General features: G+C 69.7%; 18 protein-coding genes. 7 read left to right on the top strand and 11 right to left on the bottom strand.

Annotation, left to right across the window (positions count from 1 at the left end; genetic code table 11):
* Positions 1 to 3 precede the first annotated feature (3 nt).
* Entirely contained in the window at positions 4 to 567 is a 564-nt protein-coding gene (locus ACLQ2O_RS05235) for a DUF4232 domain-containing protein (RefSeq protein ID WP_425827730.1), read from the bottom strand.
* A 14-nt stretch (positions 568 to 581) separates the two neighbouring features.
* The gene (locus ACLQ2O_RS05230; protein WP_425827728.1) at positions 582 to 1,433 is read right to left on the bottom strand and encodes an SDR family NAD(P)-dependent oxidoreductase; all 852 of its coding nucleotides are present in this window, start codon (positions 1,431 to 1,433) and stop codon (positions 582 to 584) included.
* A gap of 97 nt (positions 1,434 to 1,530) precedes the next feature.
* On the opposite strand from ACLQ2O_RS05230, the gene ACLQ2O_RS05225 reads away from it, so the two are divergent.
* Together ACLQ2O_RS05225 and ACLQ2O_RS05220 are read left to right on the top strand one after the other, a co-directional pair.
* A complete protein-coding gene (locus tag ACLQ2O_RS05225) occupies positions 1,531 to 2,097 on the top strand; it encodes a TetR family transcriptional regulator (RefSeq protein WP_425827726.1) in 567 nt (188 codons plus the stop codon).
* A 51-nt stretch (positions 2,098 to 2,148) separates the two neighbouring features.
* On the top strand, positions 2,149 to 3,279 hold the full coding sequence (locus ACLQ2O_RS05220; RefSeq protein WP_425827724.1) for a hypothetical protein: 1,131 nt from the start codon (positions 2,149 to 2,151) through the stop codon (positions 3,277 to 3,279).
* On the opposite strand, the gene ACLQ2O_RS05215 is transcribed toward ACLQ2O_RS05220, so the two are convergent.
* Positions 3,266 to 3,868, bottom strand: a complete 603-nt coding sequence (locus tag ACLQ2O_RS05215) for a DJ-1/PfpI family protein (RefSeq protein ID WP_425827722.1) — start codon at positions 3,866 to 3,868, stop codon at positions 3,266 to 3,268. The genes ACLQ2O_RS05220 and ACLQ2O_RS05215 overlap by 14 nt on opposite strands.
* Positions 3,869 to 4,056: 188 nt before the next feature.
* On the opposite strand from ACLQ2O_RS05215, the gene ACLQ2O_RS05210 reads away from it, so the two are divergent.
* Entirely contained in the window at positions 4,057 to 6,144 is a 2,088-nt protein-coding gene (locus tag ACLQ2O_RS05210; RefSeq protein ID WP_425827720.1) for a sialate O-acetylesterase, read from the top strand.
* Between the two features lie 207 nt (positions 6,145 to 6,351).
* Positions 6,352 to 8,379, top strand: coding sequence for a protein kinase domain-containing protein (locus ACLQ2O_RS05205; protein ID WP_425827718.1), 2,028 nt, complete (start codon positions 6,352 to 6,354; stop codon positions 8,377 to 8,379).
* Between the two features lie 44 nt (positions 8,380 to 8,423).
* Here the strand turns inward: ACLQ2O_RS05205 and ACLQ2O_RS05200 are convergent, their stop codons facing one another.
* Both ACLQ2O_RS05200 and ACLQ2O_RS05195 read right to left on the bottom strand, forming a co-directional pair.
* The gene (locus ACLQ2O_RS05200) at positions 8,424 to 9,716 is read right to left on the bottom strand and encodes an adenylosuccinate synthase (protein WP_425827716.1); all 1,293 of its coding nucleotides are present in this window, start codon (positions 9,714 to 9,716) and stop codon (positions 8,424 to 8,426) included.
* A gap of 300 nt (positions 9,717 to 10,016) precedes the next feature.
* The gene (locus ACLQ2O_RS05195; RefSeq protein ID WP_425827714.1) at positions 10,017 to 10,508 is read right to left on the bottom strand and encodes a VOC family protein; all 492 of its coding nucleotides are present in this window, start codon (positions 10,506 to 10,508) and stop codon (positions 10,017 to 10,019) included.
* A gap of 57 nt (positions 10,509 to 10,565) precedes the next feature.
* Between ACLQ2O_RS05195 and ACLQ2O_RS05190 the strand changes: the two genes are divergently transcribed.
* The gene (locus ACLQ2O_RS05190) at positions 10,566 to 11,384 is read left to right on the top strand and encodes a DUF6597 domain-containing transcriptional factor (protein ID WP_425827712.1); all 819 of its coding nucleotides are present in this window, start codon (positions 10,566 to 10,568) and stop codon (positions 11,382 to 11,384) included.
* Positions 11,385 to 11,409: 25 nt separating this feature from the next.
* Here ACLQ2O_RS05190 and ACLQ2O_RS05185 read toward each other — a convergent pair whose 3' ends face one another.
* The 4 genes from ACLQ2O_RS05185 to ACLQ2O_RS05170 form a co-directional block, all read right to left on the bottom strand.
* Positions 11,410 to 12,627 (bottom strand): MFS transporter, encoded by a 1,218-nt coding sequence (locus ACLQ2O_RS05185; RefSeq protein WP_425827710.1) that lies wholly within the window; start codon positions 12,625 to 12,627, stop codon positions 11,410 to 11,412.
* 209 nt (positions 12,628 to 12,836) lie between these two features.
* Positions 12,837 to 14,702: an ABC transporter ATP-binding protein gene (locus ACLQ2O_RS05180; RefSeq protein WP_425827708.1), complete on the bottom strand. Its 1,866-nt coding sequence runs from the start codon at positions 14,700 to 14,702 to the stop codon at positions 12,837 to 12,839.
* A complete protein-coding gene (locus ACLQ2O_RS05175; RefSeq protein WP_425827706.1) occupies positions 14,699 to 15,247 on the bottom strand; it encodes a TlpA family protein disulfide reductase in 549 nt (182 codons plus the stop codon). The genes ACLQ2O_RS05180 and ACLQ2O_RS05175 overlap by 4 nt, the downstream gene beginning before the upstream one ends.
* A 29-nt stretch (positions 15,248 to 15,276) precedes the next feature.
* Positions 15,277 to 15,846 carry a MauE/DoxX family redox-associated membrane protein gene (locus ACLQ2O_RS05170; RefSeq protein WP_425827704.1) on the bottom strand — a complete coding sequence of 190 codons (570 nt, stop codon included), beginning with the start codon at positions 15,844 to 15,846 and terminating at the stop codon, positions 15,277 to 15,279.
* Between the two features lie 451 nt (positions 15,847 to 16,297).
* Here ACLQ2O_RS05170 and ACLQ2O_RS05165 point away from each other — a divergent pair, with 451 nt between their 5' ends.
* The gene (locus ACLQ2O_RS05165; protein ID WP_425827702.1) at positions 16,298 to 16,822 is read left to right on the top strand and encodes a S26 family signal peptidase; all 525 of its coding nucleotides are present in this window, start codon (positions 16,298 to 16,300) and stop codon (positions 16,820 to 16,822) included.
* A 109-nt stretch (positions 16,823 to 16,931) separates the two neighbouring features.
* Here ACLQ2O_RS05165 and ACLQ2O_RS05160 read toward each other — a convergent pair whose 3' ends face one another.
* On the bottom strand, positions 16,932 to 17,759 hold the full coding sequence (locus tag ACLQ2O_RS05160; protein ID WP_425827700.1) for a 2-phosphosulfolactate phosphatase: 828 nt from the start codon (positions 17,757 to 17,759) through the stop codon (positions 16,932 to 16,934).
* Between the two features lie 150 nt (positions 17,760 to 17,909).
* Positions 17,910 to 18,317, bottom strand: coding sequence for a DUF3151 domain-containing protein (locus ACLQ2O_RS05155; RefSeq protein ID WP_425827698.1), 408 nt, complete (start codon positions 18,315 to 18,317; stop codon positions 17,910 to 17,912).
* Positions 18,318 to 18,462: 145 nt separating this feature from the next.
* Here ACLQ2O_RS05155 and ACLQ2O_RS05150 point away from each other — a divergent pair, with 145 nt between their 5' ends.
* Positions 18,463 to 18,912: an HNH endonuclease gene (locus ACLQ2O_RS05150; RefSeq protein WP_425827696.1), complete on the top strand. Its 450-nt coding sequence runs from the start codon at positions 18,463 to 18,465 to the stop codon at positions 18,910 to 18,912.
* Positions 18,913 to 18,999 lie beyond the last annotated feature (87 nt).

Genomic DNA, 18,999 nt, shown 5'->3' with positions numbered 1-18,999 from the left:
GGCCTAGGTCTTCAGCTTCCGCGCCCAGGCCGTCACTTCGAGCTTGCCGGTGGTCCCGAGATCGGTGACCACCGGCCAGACGGCCTGGGCGTCCCCGTTGCTCGCCGCGACCTTCAGGAACTGCCCGGTCACCGGGTCGGGCCCGGCCGCCACAGTGTTGCTCCAGGCAACTACTGCCAGCGCGGTCTGCCCCTTGGCCAGCCGCAGCCGCTCCGGCCCCGGATCGATCGCCATGTACGACGATTCGTGCGCGACCGTGGTCCCCAGCGGCTTACGCCAGTAGTCCAGTACGACGACCGCCGGATACCCTTTGAGCGTCAGGGCTTCAGGCCTGCAGTTGGTGACCGTGAGTACGACCGCGCGATGCCCCAGCGCCGCCTCGACCGGCCCGACGCTGACCTGTGCGCCGGACGCGGGGCACACCTTCGGCGGCGGGGTCGGGATCGGGCCGCCGGTCGCCTTGCCGGTCGGAACCGGCGTCGCCGGCGGCGGGGCCCCCTTGCTCGCGACCTCGGTCCCGCACCCGCCGACCAGCAGCACGGCGGCCAGCATCCAGATCGTTCTCACTCCGTGAAGTTACGTCAGAGGTGGGCCAGTGGGTCCCGCGTGATGCCACCATCGGCGTCGGTCGACCGGGTCGTCTCGATCCACCGTTCCCCTTCGGCCGCCCGCGTCTTCTCGTAGTCCTCGACAACCATCGCGGCGTCGCTCCCCAGCAGAAGTCGCTCCGGCACCTCTTCGCTGTCCGCCAACTGCAGGATGACCTGCGCGACCTTCGCCGGGTCGCTTCCGGCGAGCCCGTTGGCCATGTAGTCACGCAGCCGGCCGATGGACGGCTCGTACGCCTCGCTCACCGGGTAGACCTTCATCGAGGACCCGGCCCAGTCGGTGCTCATGCCGCCCGGCTCCAGCACGGTGACCTTGATGCCCAGCGGGTTGAGCTCACGGGCGAGCACTCCTGAGAAGCCGCCGACGGCCCACTTCGCTGCCTGGTACGCCGACAGCCCCGGCGCGACGGCTCGGCCGCCCGACGACGAGACCTGGACGAAGTACCCGGAGCCCTGCGCCCGGAAGACCGGCAGCGCCGCCCGGGTCACGTTGACCACGCCGAACAGGTTCGTCTCGACCTGCTCGCGGAAGTCGTCCATCGGAATGTCCTCGAAGGCCACGAAGTTGGCGTAGCCGGCGTTGTTCACGACCACGTCCAGCCGCCCGAACGCGTCGACGGCGGCCTGGACCGCGGATTCGGCGGCGGCCAGATCGGTCACGTCCAGCGCGACGGCGCGCACCTGGTCGCCGTACTGGCTGACCAGGTCGGCCAACTGCTCGGGCCGACGGGCCGTCGCGACGACCTGGTGGCCGGCGGCGAGTGCGGCCTGGGCGATCTCACGACCGAGGCCTCGTGAGCTCCCGGTGACCAGAAAGACCTTCATCGTGCGACTCCTCTGCTCGCTGACTGACTAGTTAGTTGAAGTGAAGCACGCACGTCGACGCCAGTCAACTATCTAGTTAGTGAGGTATCCTCGCGGCATGGCCGGAGACGCTGAGGCGACCAAGAAGCGACTGCTGCAGGCGGCTCGCCAGGAGTTCAGCGCGTACGGCATCGCCGGCGCGCGGGTGGACCGGATCGCCGCCGAGTCCGGCTCGAACAAGGCGCAGATCTACCACTACTTCGGCAGCAAGGACGGCCTGTTCGACGCAGTCTTCAACGAGATCGTCGAGCACACCGTGCAGGGCACGCCGATCGACGCGACCGACCTTCCCGAGTACGCCGGCCGCCTGTTCGACGGCTACGAGCAGCACCCAGAGATCCAGCGGCTCGCGACCTGGTACCGGCTGGAGCGAGCCGGCACGACCGATCCCCTGGACGCGATCGTCGAGAGCAACCGGCACAAGACCGAGGCGATCGCGCAGGCGCAGCGCGACGGCGTACTGCCCAGCAGGTACGAGCCGATCGTGCTGCTCAGCCTGGTCATCCACCAGGCGGCCCTGTGGGCGAACATGACCCCCGAGTACGCCGCGCTGGTCGACCGGACATCGACGGCCGACCGGCGCCAGATCGTCACCGAGGCGGTCGCCGCGCTCTTGAGGGACTGAGCCAACACGCTTCAACCTGCATTTCGCAGAGAGCTTGCGTAAAATAGGCGAGTGATCGATGTCGTTGCTGTTCTCCGTCCGGAAGATGTAGTCGTCGATTTCCTGTCCGTTCTCGACCCCGGCCGCGGCCGTGAGGTCCATCTGCTCGTCGCCGACCGCGGTACCTACCTGAAGCTGCCGGTGGGGGTCCCGCTGGCCGGCCGGCTCGCTCCACTCGCCGAACTGCTCGGCACCTCGTCCGACAGCGCCAAGCCGTTCTCCCCCGGCGCCGCCGCCGACGCGATCGCCCTGGAGACCGGCGACGTCGAGGCGACCGTCTGGACCCACAACCCGGCCGACGGCCGCGAGCGCCGCGGCCGCTGGGGCTTCGAGCTCGCAGGTCTCGTACGCCGTGCGCCGGTGCTGCACGCGGTCGGCGACGCGCAGTGGTTCCAGTGGGTCACCGACACCGACGAGCAGCTCAGCCCGGCGCTGGTCGAGGCCAAGCTGGACTTCGTCAACACCCACGCCACCGACCTGCTCGGGCTGGACGAGCAGGACGACGACGCTCTGCTCACCGGCAGGGTCCACGCCGTCGAGCGGTTCTTCGGATCCACACCGGACGAGCGGGCCCGGCTGTTCGCGCTGATGGGCAGCCTGGGCGAGAACGCCGCCGCGGTGCCCGACCCGTGGGAGTTCGCAACGTCGCCGTACGAGCTGGAGCGGCTGGACGCGACGGCGGCCTGGGTGCGGTCGCACCTGGACCCGGTGGCTGGGCGGGTGATCGAGGTGGGGGCCTGCGAGGGTGCGCTGACCCGGCGGCTGCTGGCCGGCGGGTACTCGGTCGACGCGACCGAGCCGAACCCTGTCTTCTACGGACGGCTTCGCGCGTTGCAGGACGACGTACGGGTGCACCCACACAGCTACGAGGACCTGGCGACCACCCGGCGGCTCACCGGAGCGGCGTACCTGCTGATCGAGATGCTGTACTACGAGCCGGACCTGGCCCTGCTGGACCGCTTCCCGACGGACCACCTGTTCGTGGCGATGGAGCCGGTGAGGCTGGCGGCGCAGTCCTGGCCGTCCGGCTGGAGTGTCGAGCAGCAGGTCGAGCTGGTGGGTCCGCGGTTCGAGCCGGTCGTCGGAGGCCGCGCCTACCTCCGCAAGCGCGGCAGCCGCGGCGTGCTGCTCAGGCGGCGCTGACGTAGAGGTCGCGGTCGCGGGTGTACTCCATCGACCCGGCGATGCGGTCGGCCAGGTCGGGCGCCAGATGGCGCTCGACGATGCGCAGGGCCAGGTCGATGCCCGCGGTGATGCCGCCGGCGGTGATCAGCGTGCCGTCGTCGACGACCCGGTTCTCCTTCAGCTCAGGCCCGTACGCCGCTCTGAAGTCCTCCCAGGCGTTGCGGTTCGTGGTGGCCGGGCGGCCCTTCACCAGCCCGGCCTCACCGAGCAGCATCGAGCCGGTGCAGACCGAGGAGATCCAGTCGAGCTGTGGGGCCAGCTCGGCCAGCCGGGCCGGCAGTACGCCGCGCTGCGCCTCCGCCCACGCGCCGCTGTCGGCCTGGTTGAGCCAGCCGCCACCGGGAACGAACAGGCCGTTCGGCGTACCGAGACCGGCTGGTGCGCGGAACTGCAGCCCGTGCATGCCGGTGACCTCGACCGGGCCGTCCAGCCCGACCAGTACGACCTCCAGCTCGCCGGACTTGGCCGCCGCGTGGCTCCAGACCTCGAACGGGCCCATCACGTCCATCTCGTCCACACCGTCGAACACCAGCATCTCGATCCTCATGGGCTCCATCCCACCGGCTGCGCCCGGTCCCTGCCAGCCGTCCGGTGGCCGCTCTTCGCGAAGATCTGGCCAGGGCCGGAAAGCTGCCACTGGGCGCAGGGATGAGACCGCTGGGCGCAAGGTGCTCGCACGAACAGTGAGCGGACCGCTACCCATGGTGGAGACAACCCGCCACCGGAGGTCCGTCCATGCCTCGTTCTGCGCCCGCCCGCGCCCTGGTACGTCGCTCCCACACCGGTTTCCTCATCGCCGTCGCCACCACGGTGCTGGCCAGCGGCGCCTCCCTCACAGCCCTGATCACTCCCGCCTCGGCAGTGCACGGCGCCGCGGCGACCTCCTGCGACAGTGCGGCGACAGGCTTCACCCCTGTGCTCCAGCTCGACCTGCCGGAACGCGGCAGCTACCTGAACCAGACCCCGCCGTACAGCCTGGACCGGACCGGTGAGGTCGGCTCCAACTTCGACCGGGTCGGCTACTGCGTCGAGCTGAACGGGCCGGACGGACCGCAGTGGGTCTGGACGGCGATGGAGCCGTTCACCGCGACCGCCTCCCGGATCGGACTGCCGACGCGCCCTGGTGAGCTCGTCCGGCAGCGGGTCGGTGACCTGGAGGTCCGCTCGAACGTGCCGGGCGTGACCAACGGCAGCGGCCAGACCGGTTACCTGGAGATGTGGCCCAACCAGTACCAGGAGAGCGCCAGCACCCAGGTCGCCAACGCGTCGTCGATCACGTTCGACACGGACGACAACCCGACCTCACCACTCGGCTACGGCTCGTTCCAGGTCGGCCAGATCGGTGCGGCCCGGCCGTCGAGCATCGCGGCCAAGCCGGTGTTCGCGATCAACACGTTCACCGAGTCGGCCAACGGCCTGCTGTCGCTGGGCATCGGCACCAACCTGAGCGGCCAGCCCGACTGGACGTTCGCCAGCAACGCGAACCGCTACTCGCAGCGCCGGCTGACGGCGTACGTCCGCACGTCTCTGGTGAGCGTGACGGAGTCGCCGCAGGACCGGCAGCTCGTACCGCGGGACGGCCGCAACGGCGCCGTCGTACCGGTTGCGGGTGCTGTCATCGATCCGCGAGTACGGCGGGTGCAGCTGCGGGTGACCGGCGCCGGCCGGACCGAGACCTTCACCTCCTCGTCCAGGTCGTTCCGCTTCACTCCGCGGATCACTGCCGGGCTGCACGAGTACAGCTTCGAGCTGCGAGCCACTGGGCCCGGTGTCGACCGGGTGGTCACTCGCCGGGACGGTGTGGTCTCCGGTGACGTGCTGGTGGTTCAGGGACAGTCCAACGCGGAGGCAGCCAAGTTCAACGGTGCCGCGAACGGGGAGGAGTCGCCGTACCTGCGCAGCTTCGGTACGCCGACGTCGGACGGCACCATCTCCGGCGCGGACCGGGTCTGGCACTACGCGACCGGTGACGTGACCAACCAGTCCGGCTCGGTCGGCCAGTGGGCGATCCGGATGGGCCGCAAGATCGTGGACCGGTACAAGGTGCCCGTGGCGATCTTCAACGGCGCCCACGGCGGTCAGCCGATCAGCTTCTTCCAGCGCAACGACAGCAACCCCGACGACCTCGCCACGAACTACGGCCGGCTCCGGCAACGCCTGCAGGCCGCTGGTGTGCTGGACAGCGTCAAGGGAGTGCTCTGGTACCAGGGCGAGTCCGACAACGACAACGCCGCGGTCCACGTCGGCGGGTTCAACACACTGCTGCAGGACTGGCGCTCCGACTTCGGTGCTGCCAAGTACTACGTGTACCAAGTGCGTACGTCCCCCTGCGGTACGACGACCACCATGAACGTCCGTGAGGCCCAGCGCCAGCTCGGCGACACGGCTGGGGTGACGCTGCTGTCCACCAACGGGCTGTCGGGCCACGACGGCTGCCACTACGCCTACATCGGCGGCTACCGCGAGATGGGCGACCACACGTTCGCTGTGGTCGGCAGAGACCTGTACGGCGGCCCGTCGGCCGGTGTCGCTCCGCCGAACCCGTCCCGGGTGACCGCCGGCGGGTCGCAGCTCGTCGTACAGCTCCGGTCGACCGATCCGCTCACCGTCGGCGCCGGAGTCGCCGCCAATTTCGTGCTGGAAGGCGGAGCCGTGACGATCAGCTCCGTGGCCTACCAGCCCGGCGGCAAGCTCGTGCTCACCCTGTCCGGCCCGGCGACCGGCGTCACCGGCCTGACCTACCAGGGCCACATCGGCGCCGGCCCCTGGATCACCAACGCGACCGGCACCGCCCTTCTGGCCTTCAAGCTGCCCGTCACCTGAACCAGGACGCGGCCGGCGCCCACCGCCCCGAGGCACCGGCCGCGTCCTTCACGTGAGTACATTGATCGCGTAGTGCGTCATCTCGGTTCCTCCTGGCGGTCGGCTGCTGCACACCAGGCTGGCGCAGATGTGTATCGCGACGATTACCTCCCGGGTCATGCGGTCGAGCCAGGGCAGGTGGGCTGGTGCCGACGTACGGTAGATGGCATGTCGGGTACAGGGGGCCTGCCGGTCGAGAAGCCGGTGGAGGTGGAGGAGCGGATCGGGCCGTACCGGCTGATCCGGCGCCTCGGGCAGGGCGGCATGGGTGTGGTCTACCTCGCCGAAGGGCCCGAGCGGCGCGAGGTCGCACTCAAGGTGCTGCGGTCGCACGTGGCGCACGACCCGACCGCGCGGGCGCGGCTGGAGCGCGAGGCGACGACGCTGCGGCGGGTCGACCACCCTGGCGTGGCCGGCGTGCTCGACTACGACCTGCGGGGCGACCGGCCGTACCTGGTGACGCGCTTCATCCCGGGACGGCCGCTGGACGAGCAGGTGGACGACCGCGGGCCGCTGACGCCGCAGCGCTGGCTGCCGCTGGCCGGCTGCCTGGCCGAGTCGCTGCAGGCGATCCACGCGGCCGGGGTGATCCACCGCGACCTCAAGCCGGGCAACGTGATGATGCTCAACGGCAAGCCGGTGATGATCGACTTCGGCATCGCCCAGGCGGCTGACGACCTGCGGCTGACGCAGACCGGGCTCGTCATCGGTACGCCGGGATACCTGGCGCCGGAGCTGATCGAGGGCGAGATGGTGTCCGAGTCGGCCGACTGGTGGGGCTGGGCCGCGACCGCTGCCTACGCCGCGACCGGACGCCGGCCGTTCGGCAAGGGCCCGTTCGAGGTGGTGCTGAGCCGCGTCCACAGCGGCCAGGCCGACCTGGAGGGACTGGACCCGCGGCTGAAGCCGCTGCTCGCCGCTGCGCTGTCACCGGACCGCCGGAACCGGCCGACCCAGCTCGAGATCATGGCCGGCCTCAACCGGTACGCCGAAGGCCGCGACGCGCTGGTCCCGGCGGCCGAAGCCCCCACGTTGCTGACCGCACCCGAGACCGTCCAGCTGCACCCACCGACCACGGTGATGTCCGCCGCTGAAGTCGGCACCCAGGTCCTGCCCAACGGCACTCAGGTCCTGCCCGACGGGACCCGGGTCATGCCCGACGGCACCCGGGTGATGCCCGGCGAGCCGGACCCGGCGGAGGTTGCTCAAATGCTGCCTTCGGTGATCCCGCCGCTGTCGGCGTTCGCTCCGATCCGCGACAAGCTGCGGGACGTTGCGGCCGAGCAGAAGGCCGCGCGGCTGGCTGCGAAGGCTGTCCCGGTGCACCCGGCGACGTACAGCCCGGTCCCGGGCGCTGCTGCTCCGGCGGCGATGCCGCTGCCGTACCAAGCGGCGCCTGCCGGCCTGGGCGGGCCAGTGACCGGGCCGAACTACGCTCCGCCGACCGGTCCGATCTATGCGCAGCCACAGAACTATCCGGTCCCGCAGCAGCATCCAGGACCCCAGCAGAACAAGGCGTTGGAGCAGCGCCCGTCCGGACCGCCGCTGCCACCGGCCTCCCGTGGCGGCCTGCTCTTCGCGCTCCTGCTCGCCCTGGCCGCGCTGATCGCCGTACTGCCCGTCGTCGGCATGCTGGTCGCCGCAGCGCTCACCGTGCTGGCCCGGATGGTCGACAAGTCCAGTACGGCGTTGCTGCGCCGACGGGAGTCCCGCGGCTACCGCGGCAGGTCGGACGGACTCGTGGCCGTTGCCGCCAGCCCGGTTCACCTCGCCAGTGCGGCGCTGGTGTCGCTGCCCAGCGCGCTGCTGCCGCTCATCGTCGGCTTCAGCGCCGGTGGGGTCACGACGCTGGTCGTGGCGCTGGCCAGGGGGTTCGACTGGGGTCCGCTGGCTCCGGTCAGCGTTGCTGTCGGCGCTGTGTTCGGGCTGCTCACGGCGTGGGGCGGTCCGGGTGGAGGGTCGCTACGACGGGGTGCGCGGGCTGGTCTGCGGACGGTGTTCCGGCCGGCCTGGTTGAGCACTGTCGTGTCTCTCGCGCTGCTGGTCGTCACAGCGGTGCTGGCCTTCCGCGCCTACGACACCGGCACGAACTGGACGCCACTCGCTGACGCTTTCAAGCTGCCCGACCTGCCGAGCCCGACCATCGGTGACCTGCGGCAGCTCCCGGTCATCCGCGACCTGCCGTTCATCAACTGAGAACAGGCCCTTCACAGCAAGCTGTGAAGGGCCTGTTCAGTTGTTCAGTTACTGGTGTCGAGCATGATGATCTGCGAGCGCTCCGGGCCGACCCCGACCGCCGAGATCGGCGCGCCGCTCATCGCCTCGACCGTGCGGATGTAGGTCTGGGCGTTCTTCGGCAGGTCGTCGAAGTTGCGGCAGCCGGTGATGTCCTCGTCCCAGCCCTCGAGCTCCTCGTAGACCGGCGTCGCGTGGTGGAAGTCGGTCTGCGTCATCGGCATCTCGTCGTGCCGCACCCCGTTCACGTCGTACGCGACGCAGACCGGGATCTTCTCCCGCCCGGTCAGCGTGTCCAGCTTGGTGAGCACGAAGTCGGTGACGCCGTTGACCCGGGCCGCGTACCGCGCGATCACCGCGTCGTACCAGCCGCACCGCCGCGGGCGCCCGGTCGTCGTACCGAACTCGAAGCCCTGCTGGCGCAGCCACTCGCCGTCGGCGTCCAGCAGCTCGGTCGGGAACGGTCCCTCACCGACGCGCGTGGTGTAGGCCTTGACGACCGCCATCACGCGGTCGATCCGGGTCGGCGGGATGCCCGCGCCGGTGCACGCACCCGCGGAGATCGCGCTCGACGACGTGACGAACGGGTACGTTCCGTGGTCGACGTCGAGCAGCGTCGCCTGACCGGCCTCCATCAGCACGGTCTTGCCCGCGTCGAGCGCCTTGCCGAGCAGCAGGCTCGTGTCGGCGACCATCGGGCGCAGGCGCTCCGCGTACCCGAGCAGCTCGTCCAGGACCTCGGCGATCTCCACCGCGCGCCGGTTGTAGACCTTCACCAGCAGCTGGTTCTTCTGCTCCAGCGCGCCGGTGATCTTCTGCTCGAGGATCTTCTCGTCGTACAGGTCCTGGATCCGGATCCCGATCCGGTTCATCTTGTCGGCGTACGTCGGCCCGATACCACGGCCGGTGGTGCCGATCCGGCGGCTGCCGAGGAACCGCTCGGCCACTTTGTCCAGGGTCCGGTTGTACGGCGGGATGATGTGCGCGTTGGCGCTCACCACCAGCCGGCTCGTGTCGACCCCGCGGGCCTGGAGCGCGTCCAGCTCCTCGAACAGGACGCTCAGGTCGACCACCACGCCGTTGCCGATCACGGGGGTCACCCCCGGGGTCAGGATCCCGCTCGGCAGCAGGTGCAGCGCGTACTTCTCGGTGCCGATGACAACGGTGTGGCCGGCGTTGTTGCCGCCGTTGAACTTCACCACGTAGTCGATCGCGGTCCCGGTGTTGCCGAGCAGATCGGTCGCCTTGCCTTTGCCCTCATCGCCCCACTGGGCGCCGACGAGCACGATTGCGGGCATCTCAGCCCTCCTCTTCAACGCGTCGGCTCTTGGCGCCATCGCCTTGAAGAGCCGGCCGCTGGAAACGGTGAAGCCCGGCACACTTCACCAGACGTTCATCCGGCAAGCGTTCCAGGCTCTTACGACCGAAGCCTACCGGACCCGCGGACCGTGCAGAGGTTTCCGTGTCAGTGATCTGCACCGCGAACCGGGGTTGCCATTTTCCGTGATCACGTGCACACTCTTAGTCAGCGGCCCGCCGAAACTGCCGCAGGGGACGGTTCCGGCGGGCCGCTTCCTTGTGCCCTGCGCTCTGTTGCCTTAGGCCTCGTTGAGCTCGGCCGGGTTCGACGCCAGCCACTCCTTCACCCGCCGGTCGGCCTCCTCCGGCGAGACGTCCTCGACCTTGGTGAGGATCGCCCAGCGGTGCCCGAACGGGTCGATCAGGGTGCCGTACCGGTCGCCGGTCATGAACGTCGAGACCGCCGCGACCTCGCGGGCGCCGGCCTCGATCGCCTTCGCGAAGGTGGCGTCCACGTCCGGCACGTAGTGCACCAGCGAGGAGTGCACCCACTCGCCGTTCGGTGCCCGCAGCCCCATCTGCGGCATCTCGCTGCTGAGCTGCAGCATCGAGTTGCCGAACCGCAGGTCCGCCTGCCCGAGCCGGCCGTCGGGCATGTCCTGCCGGCTGACCACCTCGGCGCCGAAGACCTGCTGGTAGAACTCGATCGCCTTCGGCCCGTCGGCGACGGCCAGGTACGGGGTGAGCGAGTGATAACCGTCGGGGATGGGGTTTACCGTGTTCGTCGTCATGACGTTCAGTCAACGCCGTACCGGCCCTCCGGGTCTTGGAAGAAAGCGACAGTCACCGTGACGCAGCCGACGGACAGCGAGAAGGGCATCCTGCACCCGCAGGAGCAGGCCCGGCACCGTTCGCTCAGCCGGCTCGCCCCGGGGCCGACCGTCGGCCGGTTCGTCGAGTGGTACTGGATCGTCGAGTGGGAGCTGACCGCCCCGTACGTCGCCGAGGTGCTGCCGTACCCGAGCGTGAACGTGACCTTCGAGCAGCCCGGCGGTGCGTTCCTGAACGGGGTCTGCACGCGCAAGTTCGAGCGCGAGCTGACCGGGCGGGGCCGGGTCTTCGGGGTCAAGTTCTGGGCCGGGGGCTTCGGCGCGCTGACCGGGCGCGACGTCGCCTCGTTCCGCGACGAGGTGCTGCCGCTGACCGATCTCTTCCCCGACGCGGACCGGCTCGCCGACCTGATCTTCGCCGCGGAGTCCGACGTCCGGCGGCGCGCGGTGTTCGAGGCCTACCTGATCGACCACCTGGTCGCCGACGACCCGTCGTACGCGCTGGTCCGGCGGATCGTCGCCGCGATGGCCGAGGACCGCTCGATCACCCGGGTCGATCAGGTCACCGAGCGGTTCGGCGTACCGATCCGCACGCTGCAACGCCTCTTCCGCCGGTACGTCGGCGTCGGCCCGAAGTGGGTCCTGCGCCGCTACCGCCTGCACGACGGCGCCGAGCTTCTGGCCCGCGGCCGGGTCACCGAGCTCGCCGACCTGGCCGTCGCCCTCGGCTACTTCGACCAGGCCCACTTCACCCGCGAGTTCAAGGACCAGATCGGCCTCACCCCCACCGACTACGCGGCGCGCACCGCCGCCGAGCGCCAGATCACCTACCGCTGACCGGCCGCCAGTTCGGTGAGCAGCTTCATCCGGATCGCCGTACGACGCACGCCATCGCGGTGGCGAAGACGGTGGCCAGCAAGGCCAGCATGAAGCCGTACTGCGGGCCGCCGGTGTCCACAGCCCGCCCGGCGAAGGCGGCGCCGAGTGCTATGCCGGCGGCGCTGCCGGAGTTCTGCCAGGTGAAGGCTTGAGTGAGTACCGCGGGTTCGACCCGGGCCTCGGTCAGCACTGCCGACAACACCTGGAACGGCGCGAGCGCAAGACCGGGCAGCGCGAGCGCGATGGCGAGTGCGAGCGGCGTGTTCACCATGAGCAGTGGCACGGTCGTCACACTCAGCACAGCCAGTGCCACGACGTACTGCGTCGGCTCGGCCAGTCGCCAACGCCTTGCGCCATAGGCGATTCCAGCCACCATGCTGACGAGGCTCGTGACGCTGTACAGCGGCCCGGCCAGGCTCGGGGTGCCCCGGCCGACCGCGAAAGCCGTCACCGAGACCTGCATGCTTCCGAAGAACAAGCCGATCGCGATGCTGGTTCCGGCGAGCGCGAGGAACCCCGCCCGCATCAGCGTGGCCGGTCGCTCGTGGCTGTGGCGACTCGGCGCCCTCGGCGGAGGCGCAGTACGGCGCTGGAGCGCCAAGGCGAAGCCTCCTGCCAGGACGAGCGCGGTAGCGAGCGCCGAGCCGGCCACCGGGCTGACCAGGGAGCTGATGGTGCCGACCAGAGCCGGACCGACCAGGAAGGCAAGGCCGACGCCCAGTGATTCCAGGGCGAACGCTGATGCCAGGGCGGGTTGGCCGCGCAATGCGTGCGACCAGCGAGCTGCTGTCTGCGCTCCCACCTGCGGAAGTGATCCGCCGGCAAGTACTCCCGCGACGACCAGGTACCCAAGTGCTACCGAGGAGATCGCGAGACCGATCAGCAGCGCCACCGCCAGCGCGTGCACGAGCAGGATGACGGGCAGCATCAGGGTCTGCCCGTAGCGGTCGATCAGCCGGGCCACCTGCGGACCACCGACGGCCTCGGCGACCGCGAAACCACCCGTCACCGCGCCGGCGGCGCCGTACGAGCCTGTTGCTCCGTGGATCAACCAGACGATGCCGAGGCCGGTCATCGCGATGCCGATCCGGGCCAGGGAGGCGGCCAGGTAGAACTTCCACGCCCCGGGAGTTTGCAGCGCGACCCGGTAACCGGTGCGCTGGGTTTCGGGCGTGCGGATCCGTCCGGTGACAGCCGGCACGGTAAGACCTTCCACTGCCCGGTGGAGCGGTGATCTGACCGTGGGCGTCCTGCTCTACCGGTCCGTCATGCCGCTTACAACCGTCCATGTTCTGGCAGGAAGCGGGGACGCACGCCGCCTGCCGGCTCTGTCAACGGGCAGTACTTCGAGACTTTGGTTGACACCTGATCCTACGACAACCCAGGCACCACAGCACAAGGACTCGTCGGTCAGGCGGTGGAGTACCCGCCGGCCTGGAGCTCGAAGAGGCGGGCGTAGGTGCCGCCTGTGGACACCAGGGTGTCGTGGCTGCCCAACTCGGCGACGCGGCCATCGACCAGTACGGCGATCCGGTCGGCGTCCCGCACTGCCCCGAGCCGGTGCGAGATGAGCACGCTGGTACGGCCCGCGCGGTGAGCGGCGAGGCTGGTGTGGATCTCGTGCTCGGCCTCCGCGTCCAGCCCCGAGGTCGGTTCGTCGAGGATCAGCAGATCCCGCCGGTCCCGCAGGAAGGCCCGAGCCAGGGCGACGCGCTGCCACTGGCCACCGGACAACAGCACGCCGGTCGCTGGGTCGTCCTTGTCCTGCTCGTTGAAGAACATCCGCGACAGCATGGTGTCGTAGCCGCGCGGCAGGAGCTCCAGAGTGCTGTCGATACCGGCCCGGTGGGCGGCCTCCCGGACGCGTGGCCGATGGCCCGGCGCAAGTTCCGCCGTACCGTCGACCTCACCGAAGGCGATGTTCTCGGCGGCGGTCAGCTCGTAACACATGAAGTCCTGGAACACCGCGCCGAGCCGTCGGCGAAGCTCGGTCACCTCCAGGTCGCGCAGGTCGATACCGTCCCAGCACACCACCCCGAGGGTCGGGTCGTAGAAGCGGCAGAGCAGCTTCACCAAGGTGCTCTTGCCTGCGCCGTTGTGGCCGACCAGCGCCGTCGCCTGTCCGAACGGGATGAACAGGTCGACACCACTGAGAACCCACGGATGGTCGTCGCTGTAGCGGAACCAGACATCGCGGAACTCGATGCCGTGCCGCAGGTCGGGCACCGGGACCGGCTCCGCGGCCACCGGCAGACCGGGCCCTTCGCTCGTCACCTCCCGGAAGTGCGCGAACATCAGCAAAGCGTTGTGCGCCATCCCGGTGCCGCTGACCAAGGCCGTCGAGGCGGCCTGCACACCGGCCAGGGCGGCCACGAAGACCGAGATGTCGCCGACCGTCAAGCGTCCGTTGCCAGCGGCAACGATTGCCCAGATCAGGCCGGCCCCGGACACCACCGCACCGAGGGCACCGAGCAAGCCCTGGACCAGCAGCTCACGCCGGTCCATCCGCCGCCGACTCGCGTTCGCCTTGCGGAGCTCAGTGAGCATCCGGCCACGCAACAGCCGTCCGAGGCCGAGCAGGCGGATCTCCTTCGCCGCTTCCAGGCCGGTCATCAGGTCGCCGTAAAAGTACTCACGCCGCTCGGTCGGAGTGAGCCCCGCCATCATCTCCGCACGACGCCGGCTCAGCTTCAGTTCGGCGTACAGGCCGGGCAGCGCGGCGGCGATCACCACAGCGGCCATCAGCGGGCTCAGGGCCACCAAGGTGACCACGAAGCCGACCAGGGTGAGCAGGTAGCGGACACTGCCGATCACCGCGTCGAGAATGATCATCGGACCGGACTGACTGTGCTGCTCGGCCATCCGCAACCGGTCGCGGAACGCGGGATCCTCGAGCTTGGCGAGTCCGGTCATCCGGCCGGTGGCTTCGTGGAGACGGTCCCGGGTCAGCACGGTGACGCGCCGGGCGACCTCGGCGGCGAGGTATCGCACCAGCTCGCCCGTCACCGCAACTGCCAGACCGGCGACGGCAAGGCCGACCGCGAGCAACGTCAGCTCACCGGTCGGAGCGGTCCCCGTGGTCAGCCGGTCGAGGACCAGCTTCATCAGCCAGGCGACCGCCACCGGCGCGAGCCCGCTGACCACACTTGCCAGCACGTAGCCGACGAAACCACCGGGCGCGGCCCGCCAAGCCACCACCAGCGCCTCGACGGCACCGGCCAGTAGCGACCTGACCGAACCCACCTCGGGCTCGGGCGCGGCACCGCGATCGGTCATCGGAGCGCGACAGCCGCGAGTGTCTCCGTCGAGTAGCCGCTGGAAGTCACCCGCCAGGCCTTGTCGACGACGGCCATCGTCGGAAAGGCCCGGACACCGGTGGCCCGGGCGATCGGTCCGTTCTCAGGCTCGACCACGACCTGCGCCACCTTCGACAAGGTCGCGACCAGGTCGACCAGCTGAGCGTCGTCACCGTGAACGACGGCCAGCACGCGCTCCCGGCCCAAGGGCTCGGCGTACGCCAGGAAGCCGGGCAGTTGCTCGGCGCAGGTGTCGCACCAGGTCGAGAAGAAGCCGAGGACCACGCCGTCGTCGAACGATTCCCGGGAGATCTCCAGCCCTTCGGAGCTGGTGGCGGTGAACTCGCCGAGCAAGCTGCCGACCGGCAACTGCCCGGGCTCCATCGCCTGACCCGGCGCCGCGTTGACCAGCTTGTCGAGCAACTCGGCGTGCGTACGCACCCGCTTGATCAGCCCGAGAGTGAGCAGCAGGTCGAGCAGCACGAGAACACCGACCAGAACCACCGCGGCAGCCAGGATTGCCAAGACCTTCTCCTTGTCGAGTACGCCGGGCCTCAACGACCACGGGCGGAGATTTCGGGGGTGCCGAACAAGTCGGTCAGGTCGTCGAAGCGCGTCACCAGCAGCCCGACCACCAGACCCGCCACGCCGGCCAGCACGGCGCCGCCCGGTTCAACCGACGGTTCGGTTGCGATCACGGCGACCAGACCGGCCAGCGCGACCGCGAGCAGCAAAACGTTGCGCACCACGTGCGCGGGGCCGAGCGGTGTCGCCTTGGCCCCGAAGCAGCGACAGGCCTGTTGCCCGCCGCGGCGCAGCGTCGCCACGATGGCGACGGTGAAGACCAGCAGCAAGGCCGCGGCGGCCGTGAGCGCCACGACCGCGACCGGCACCAGCGCGGGCAGGGCAGCGGACCCCGCTCCGACCAGCAGCACCACCGTCAACGCGATCTCGGACGACACGACCACGCGCGAGGCCAGCGGGCGCAATGACCGCGGCAGTATTTTCAGCGGGCCGGCCGAGGCGACGAAATCCCGGAATGCGGAACGCCCCAGTTTGCTCGCCGAAGACATTCCGAAAACGAAGCTGAGAATGACGGAACACGCCAGGAACAGGTACGACATAATCCCTTCCGTGCCGCAGCAGGAACTGACGATGCCGGCGACGGCAGGTTTCCCGCCACCGACATCGCACGGTCAGGTGCGGGAGGTGCTAGCAGGCACCCACGCTGTAGCAGGCGCCGCACCTGCTGCCCACGCAGTTCTTGACCTTCTTGACATAGCCTGGAGAGTCCCAGACACAACCGCAGCTCACCTGGTAGTCCTGGACGCCGGCTTCCGCGACGACCTCCGGCACCAGTCGTCCGACGAGACGATCACCCAGGTTCTGCAATGCTTTGACCATGTGTTATTCCTTTCCGGGGAGGGCGGATAACTGGCAAGAGAGTACCGGCGATTCTCACCGGTCGGCCAGAGAATTGGAGCACCACATTTGGCAGGAAACAGACTTCGGGCACCGAGTCCGCTTGTTGCCATCCGCAAGGCATTGACATTCACAGATTGGATACCCGACGCGATGCCGGGAAGAAGAAGGACTGCCGTCCGGCTCGGCCTCGGCACGCTGCTCGGGCTCGGCACGCTGCTTGGACTCGTCGCGGCGCGCACGGCAGGGCGGCGCCTGGCCACGGTGACCGTGGCCGGCCACAGCATGGAGCCGACCCTGTCCGACCAGGACCGGTTGCTCACCTGGCGCTCCCCACGCCCGCTGCGCCTCGGCGACCTCGTCGTCCTCGAGTCCCCGTACGACGCCGGCGTGGCTGTCGTCGACGGTGTCACCGTCCCCTGGCAGCGACCGCCGGCCGGGCCGGGCGAGACCGATCGGCGATGGATCGTCAAGCGGGTCGTCGCCCTGCCCGGCGATCGTGTTCCGGAAGTTGCTGCCGGCAAACTTCGCGACGGCGAACTCGTCCCGGCGGGTCGGTTGCTGGTCGTCGGCGACAACCCCGGCGAGAGCTACGACTCGCGCCAGATCGGCTACATCCCCGCGGAACGCGTCTTCGGCCTGGTCCTCCGCCGCCTGCGCGCCCGAGCCCGGACCTGACCGCGCGGAGGGCGGCGGCAAGTGGACGGCGCTGCCCAGTGCGGGCTTGCAGCTGATGCAGCGGTCTGGCTCGTCCTTCTCCCGTCGATGACGGCGGTCTTGCCCTGTTCTAGCGTGCTCGATCTGCTACGAAGGCGCCGGCCCGCAGGACCGGAACCGCCGCGCTGCTGCCGGCCTCCGCCGCGATCGCCACGTCCTGCGGGTAGCCGTACTGGATCAACTCTCTCCCGCCGGCGCAGTCGTGCAGTTGCTCCGGCAGCTCCGCGGCGACCGCCCGGTACGCCGCCGCGGCCGCTGCCGCCTCCGGCGAGAGCGGGCCGACTTTGAGGTCCTGCAGAGCGGCGATGAAAGCACCTGCACCCCAGAGGTCTTCCACAGCAGGGCGCAGGGAGCCATCGGGCCAGCGCTCACCAGCGGCGATGGCAACCACCTGAGGCGCTACGCCCCAGGCGACAGGGTCGGCTGCAGCCAGGGGTGCCGCACCCGCGCCGACGGAGTCGGCTGCGGTCGGGGGCGCGAGGCTCCTTCCCACCCACCTTGCAGCAGCGGCTGCGTTGCGGAGGGAGACCGCCACGACTGTCGAGCCGGTGGTTGCAAGTTGCTGGGAGATGGTGGAGCCGTTGGGGCTCGGGAGGACCAGGCGGTGCACGTCCTTCGCCCGGCGGATGGTCGCCGGAGACAGACTGATGCCGTCGGGGCCGGCTTCCGAGCGGCCGACGGCCAGGGCAGCGGCCTGCTGTTCGGCGTACTGGGCTGCTCTGCTGTCCCGCCAGCGGTACGGCAGGACCGTGATGCCGCGGTCGGCGGCGACCGTCACCGAGGTGGTGAACGAGAGGACGTCGACGACCGCGACGAGCGCTCCGGGCACGGCGGCGGCACCGGCTGGTCCCCAGTCGAAGCCGACGCGGTACCCGGACTGCGCGTAAGGACTGGTCACCCCGCAGATCCTGTCCCCCCACCACCCACCGCACCAAGGCAATTGATGGGTTGACCCATCAGGTGGCCCGTTGACCCATCGATTTCCGGTGGGCCAACGGTGCATTTGGTGGGTTCACCCACCAAATGCGACGGGGGGGCGGTGGGACGGTCAGCTCAGGACGTCGGCCGCCGTCGGCGACGAGTCGCGCAGGAAGGTGGCGCAGCGCTCGGCCTCTTCCTTCTCCTCGATCACCGCCGCCGCCTTGCCGAGCACCGCGAGGCAGCGCAGGAAGCCGCGGTTCGGCTCGTGCTCCCACGGGACCGGGCCGTGCCCCTTCCAGCCGTTGCGGCGGAGCAGGTCGAGTGCCCGGTGGTAACCGGTCCGGGCGTAGGCGTAGGCCTCGATGGTCCGGCCGTCGGCGAAGGCAGCCTCGGCCAGCTCCGACCAGGCCAGCGAGGAGGTGGGGTACTTGGCGGCGGCGTCCACCGGAGCGAGTCCGGCGGCGAGTTCCGCCGCGGCCGGGTCCTCGGGGAGTAGGGTCTCGGGAGGACCGCTCAGCAGATTGTTCAATTCCATAGGCACATCTTCGCCGATCACGCTGCCGGCCCGGCACGTGACCGTCTGACGAAATCCGTTGACCGTTCACGTACCGGCCACGGATGCTTGAGACCCTGCGTCGTACCGCCGTGGTTCCCAGCTACGGCCGGAAAGGAGGCACCGGATGAGTGTCATCGTCCTGAACGCGTCGTACGAGCCACTGCACACCGTCTCGATCCAGCACGCCATCCGGATGCTGGTGCGTGAGGTCGCGGTGGTCGAAGAGGCGCACGGCGAACGGACCATCGGCCCTTTTCCGGTCCCCAGGGTGCTGCGCCTGGTGCGCTACGTGGTCACCCACTGGCGGTACGCGGCCGGCCGGATGAAGTACAGCAAGCACGGCGTACTGCGGCGGGACAGGTTCCGGTGCGCCTACTGCGGGCTGGACAACGCCGACACGATGGACCACGTCCAACCGAGGTCCAGGGGCGGCCGCACGGAGTGGCTGAACGCGGTCGCCGCCCATGCCGCCTGCAACGAGCGGAAGGGCAACCGGACGCCGTCCGAGGCCAACATGCCCCTGCTGTGGCAACCCTGGGTGCCAACCCGCGCGGAGCTCGTCATCGTGACATGACGGGCCTTTTTTATGCCCTTTTCCGGGGTCGTCCACAGCCGCGGTGAAGGTCGCCGGACGAAGGGCTGATCGCGGCATCTTCTGAGG

The sequence above is a fragment of the Kribbella sp. DT2 genome, assembly GCF_049844575.1.
Taxonomy (GTDB): Bacteria; Actinomycetota; Actinomycetes; order Propionibacteriales; family Kribbellaceae; genus Kribbella.
This window is presented reverse-complemented; position numbering and strand designations above follow the sequence as displayed.

Coding starts and splice junctions, on each gene's coding strand:
- ACLQ2O_RS05230 (WP_425827728.1), bottom strand. CDS start 1,433: ATGAAGGTCTTTCTGGTCACCGGGAGCTCACGAGGCCTCGGTCGTGAG.
- ACLQ2O_RS05225 (WP_425827726.1), top strand. CDS start 1,531: ATGGCCGGAGACGCTGAGGCGACCAAGAAGCGACTGCTGCAGGCGGCT.
- ACLQ2O_RS05215 (WP_425827722.1), bottom strand. CDS start 3,868: ATGAGGATCGAGATGCTGGTGTTCGACGGTGTGGACGAGATGGACGTG.
- ACLQ2O_RS05210 (WP_425827720.1), top strand. CDS start 4,057: ATGCCTCGTTCTGCGCCCGCCCGCGCCCTGGTACGTCGCTCCCACACC.
- ACLQ2O_RS05205 (WP_425827718.1), top strand. CDS start 6,352: ATGTCGGGTACAGGGGGCCTGCCGGTCGAGAAGCCGGTGGAGGTGGAG.
- ACLQ2O_RS05200 (WP_425827716.1), bottom strand. CDS start 9,716: ATGCCCGCAATCGTGCTCGTCGGCGCCCAGTGGGGCGATGAGGGCAAA.
- ACLQ2O_RS05195 (WP_425827714.1), bottom strand. CDS start 10,508: ATGACGACGAACACGGTAAACCCCATCCCCGACGGTTATCACTCGCTC.
- ACLQ2O_RS05180 (WP_425827708.1), bottom strand. CDS start 14,702: ATGACCGATCGCGGTGCCGCGCCCGAGCCCGAGGTGGGTTCGGTCAGG.
- ACLQ2O_RS05170 (WP_425827704.1), bottom strand. CDS start 15,846: ATGTCGTACCTGTTCCTGGCGTGTTCCGTCATTCTCAGCTTCGTTTTC.
- ACLQ2O_RS05165 (WP_425827702.1), top strand. CDS start 16,298: ATGCCGGGAAGAAGAAGGACTGCCGTCCGGCTCGGCCTCGGCACGCTG.
- ACLQ2O_RS05155 (WP_425827698.1), bottom strand. CDS start 18,317: ATGGAATTGAACAATCTGCTGAGCGGTCCTCCCGAGACCCTACTCCCC.
- ACLQ2O_RS05150 (WP_425827696.1), top strand. CDS start 18,463: ATGAGTGTCATCGTCCTGAACGCGTCGTACGAGCCACTGCACACCGTC.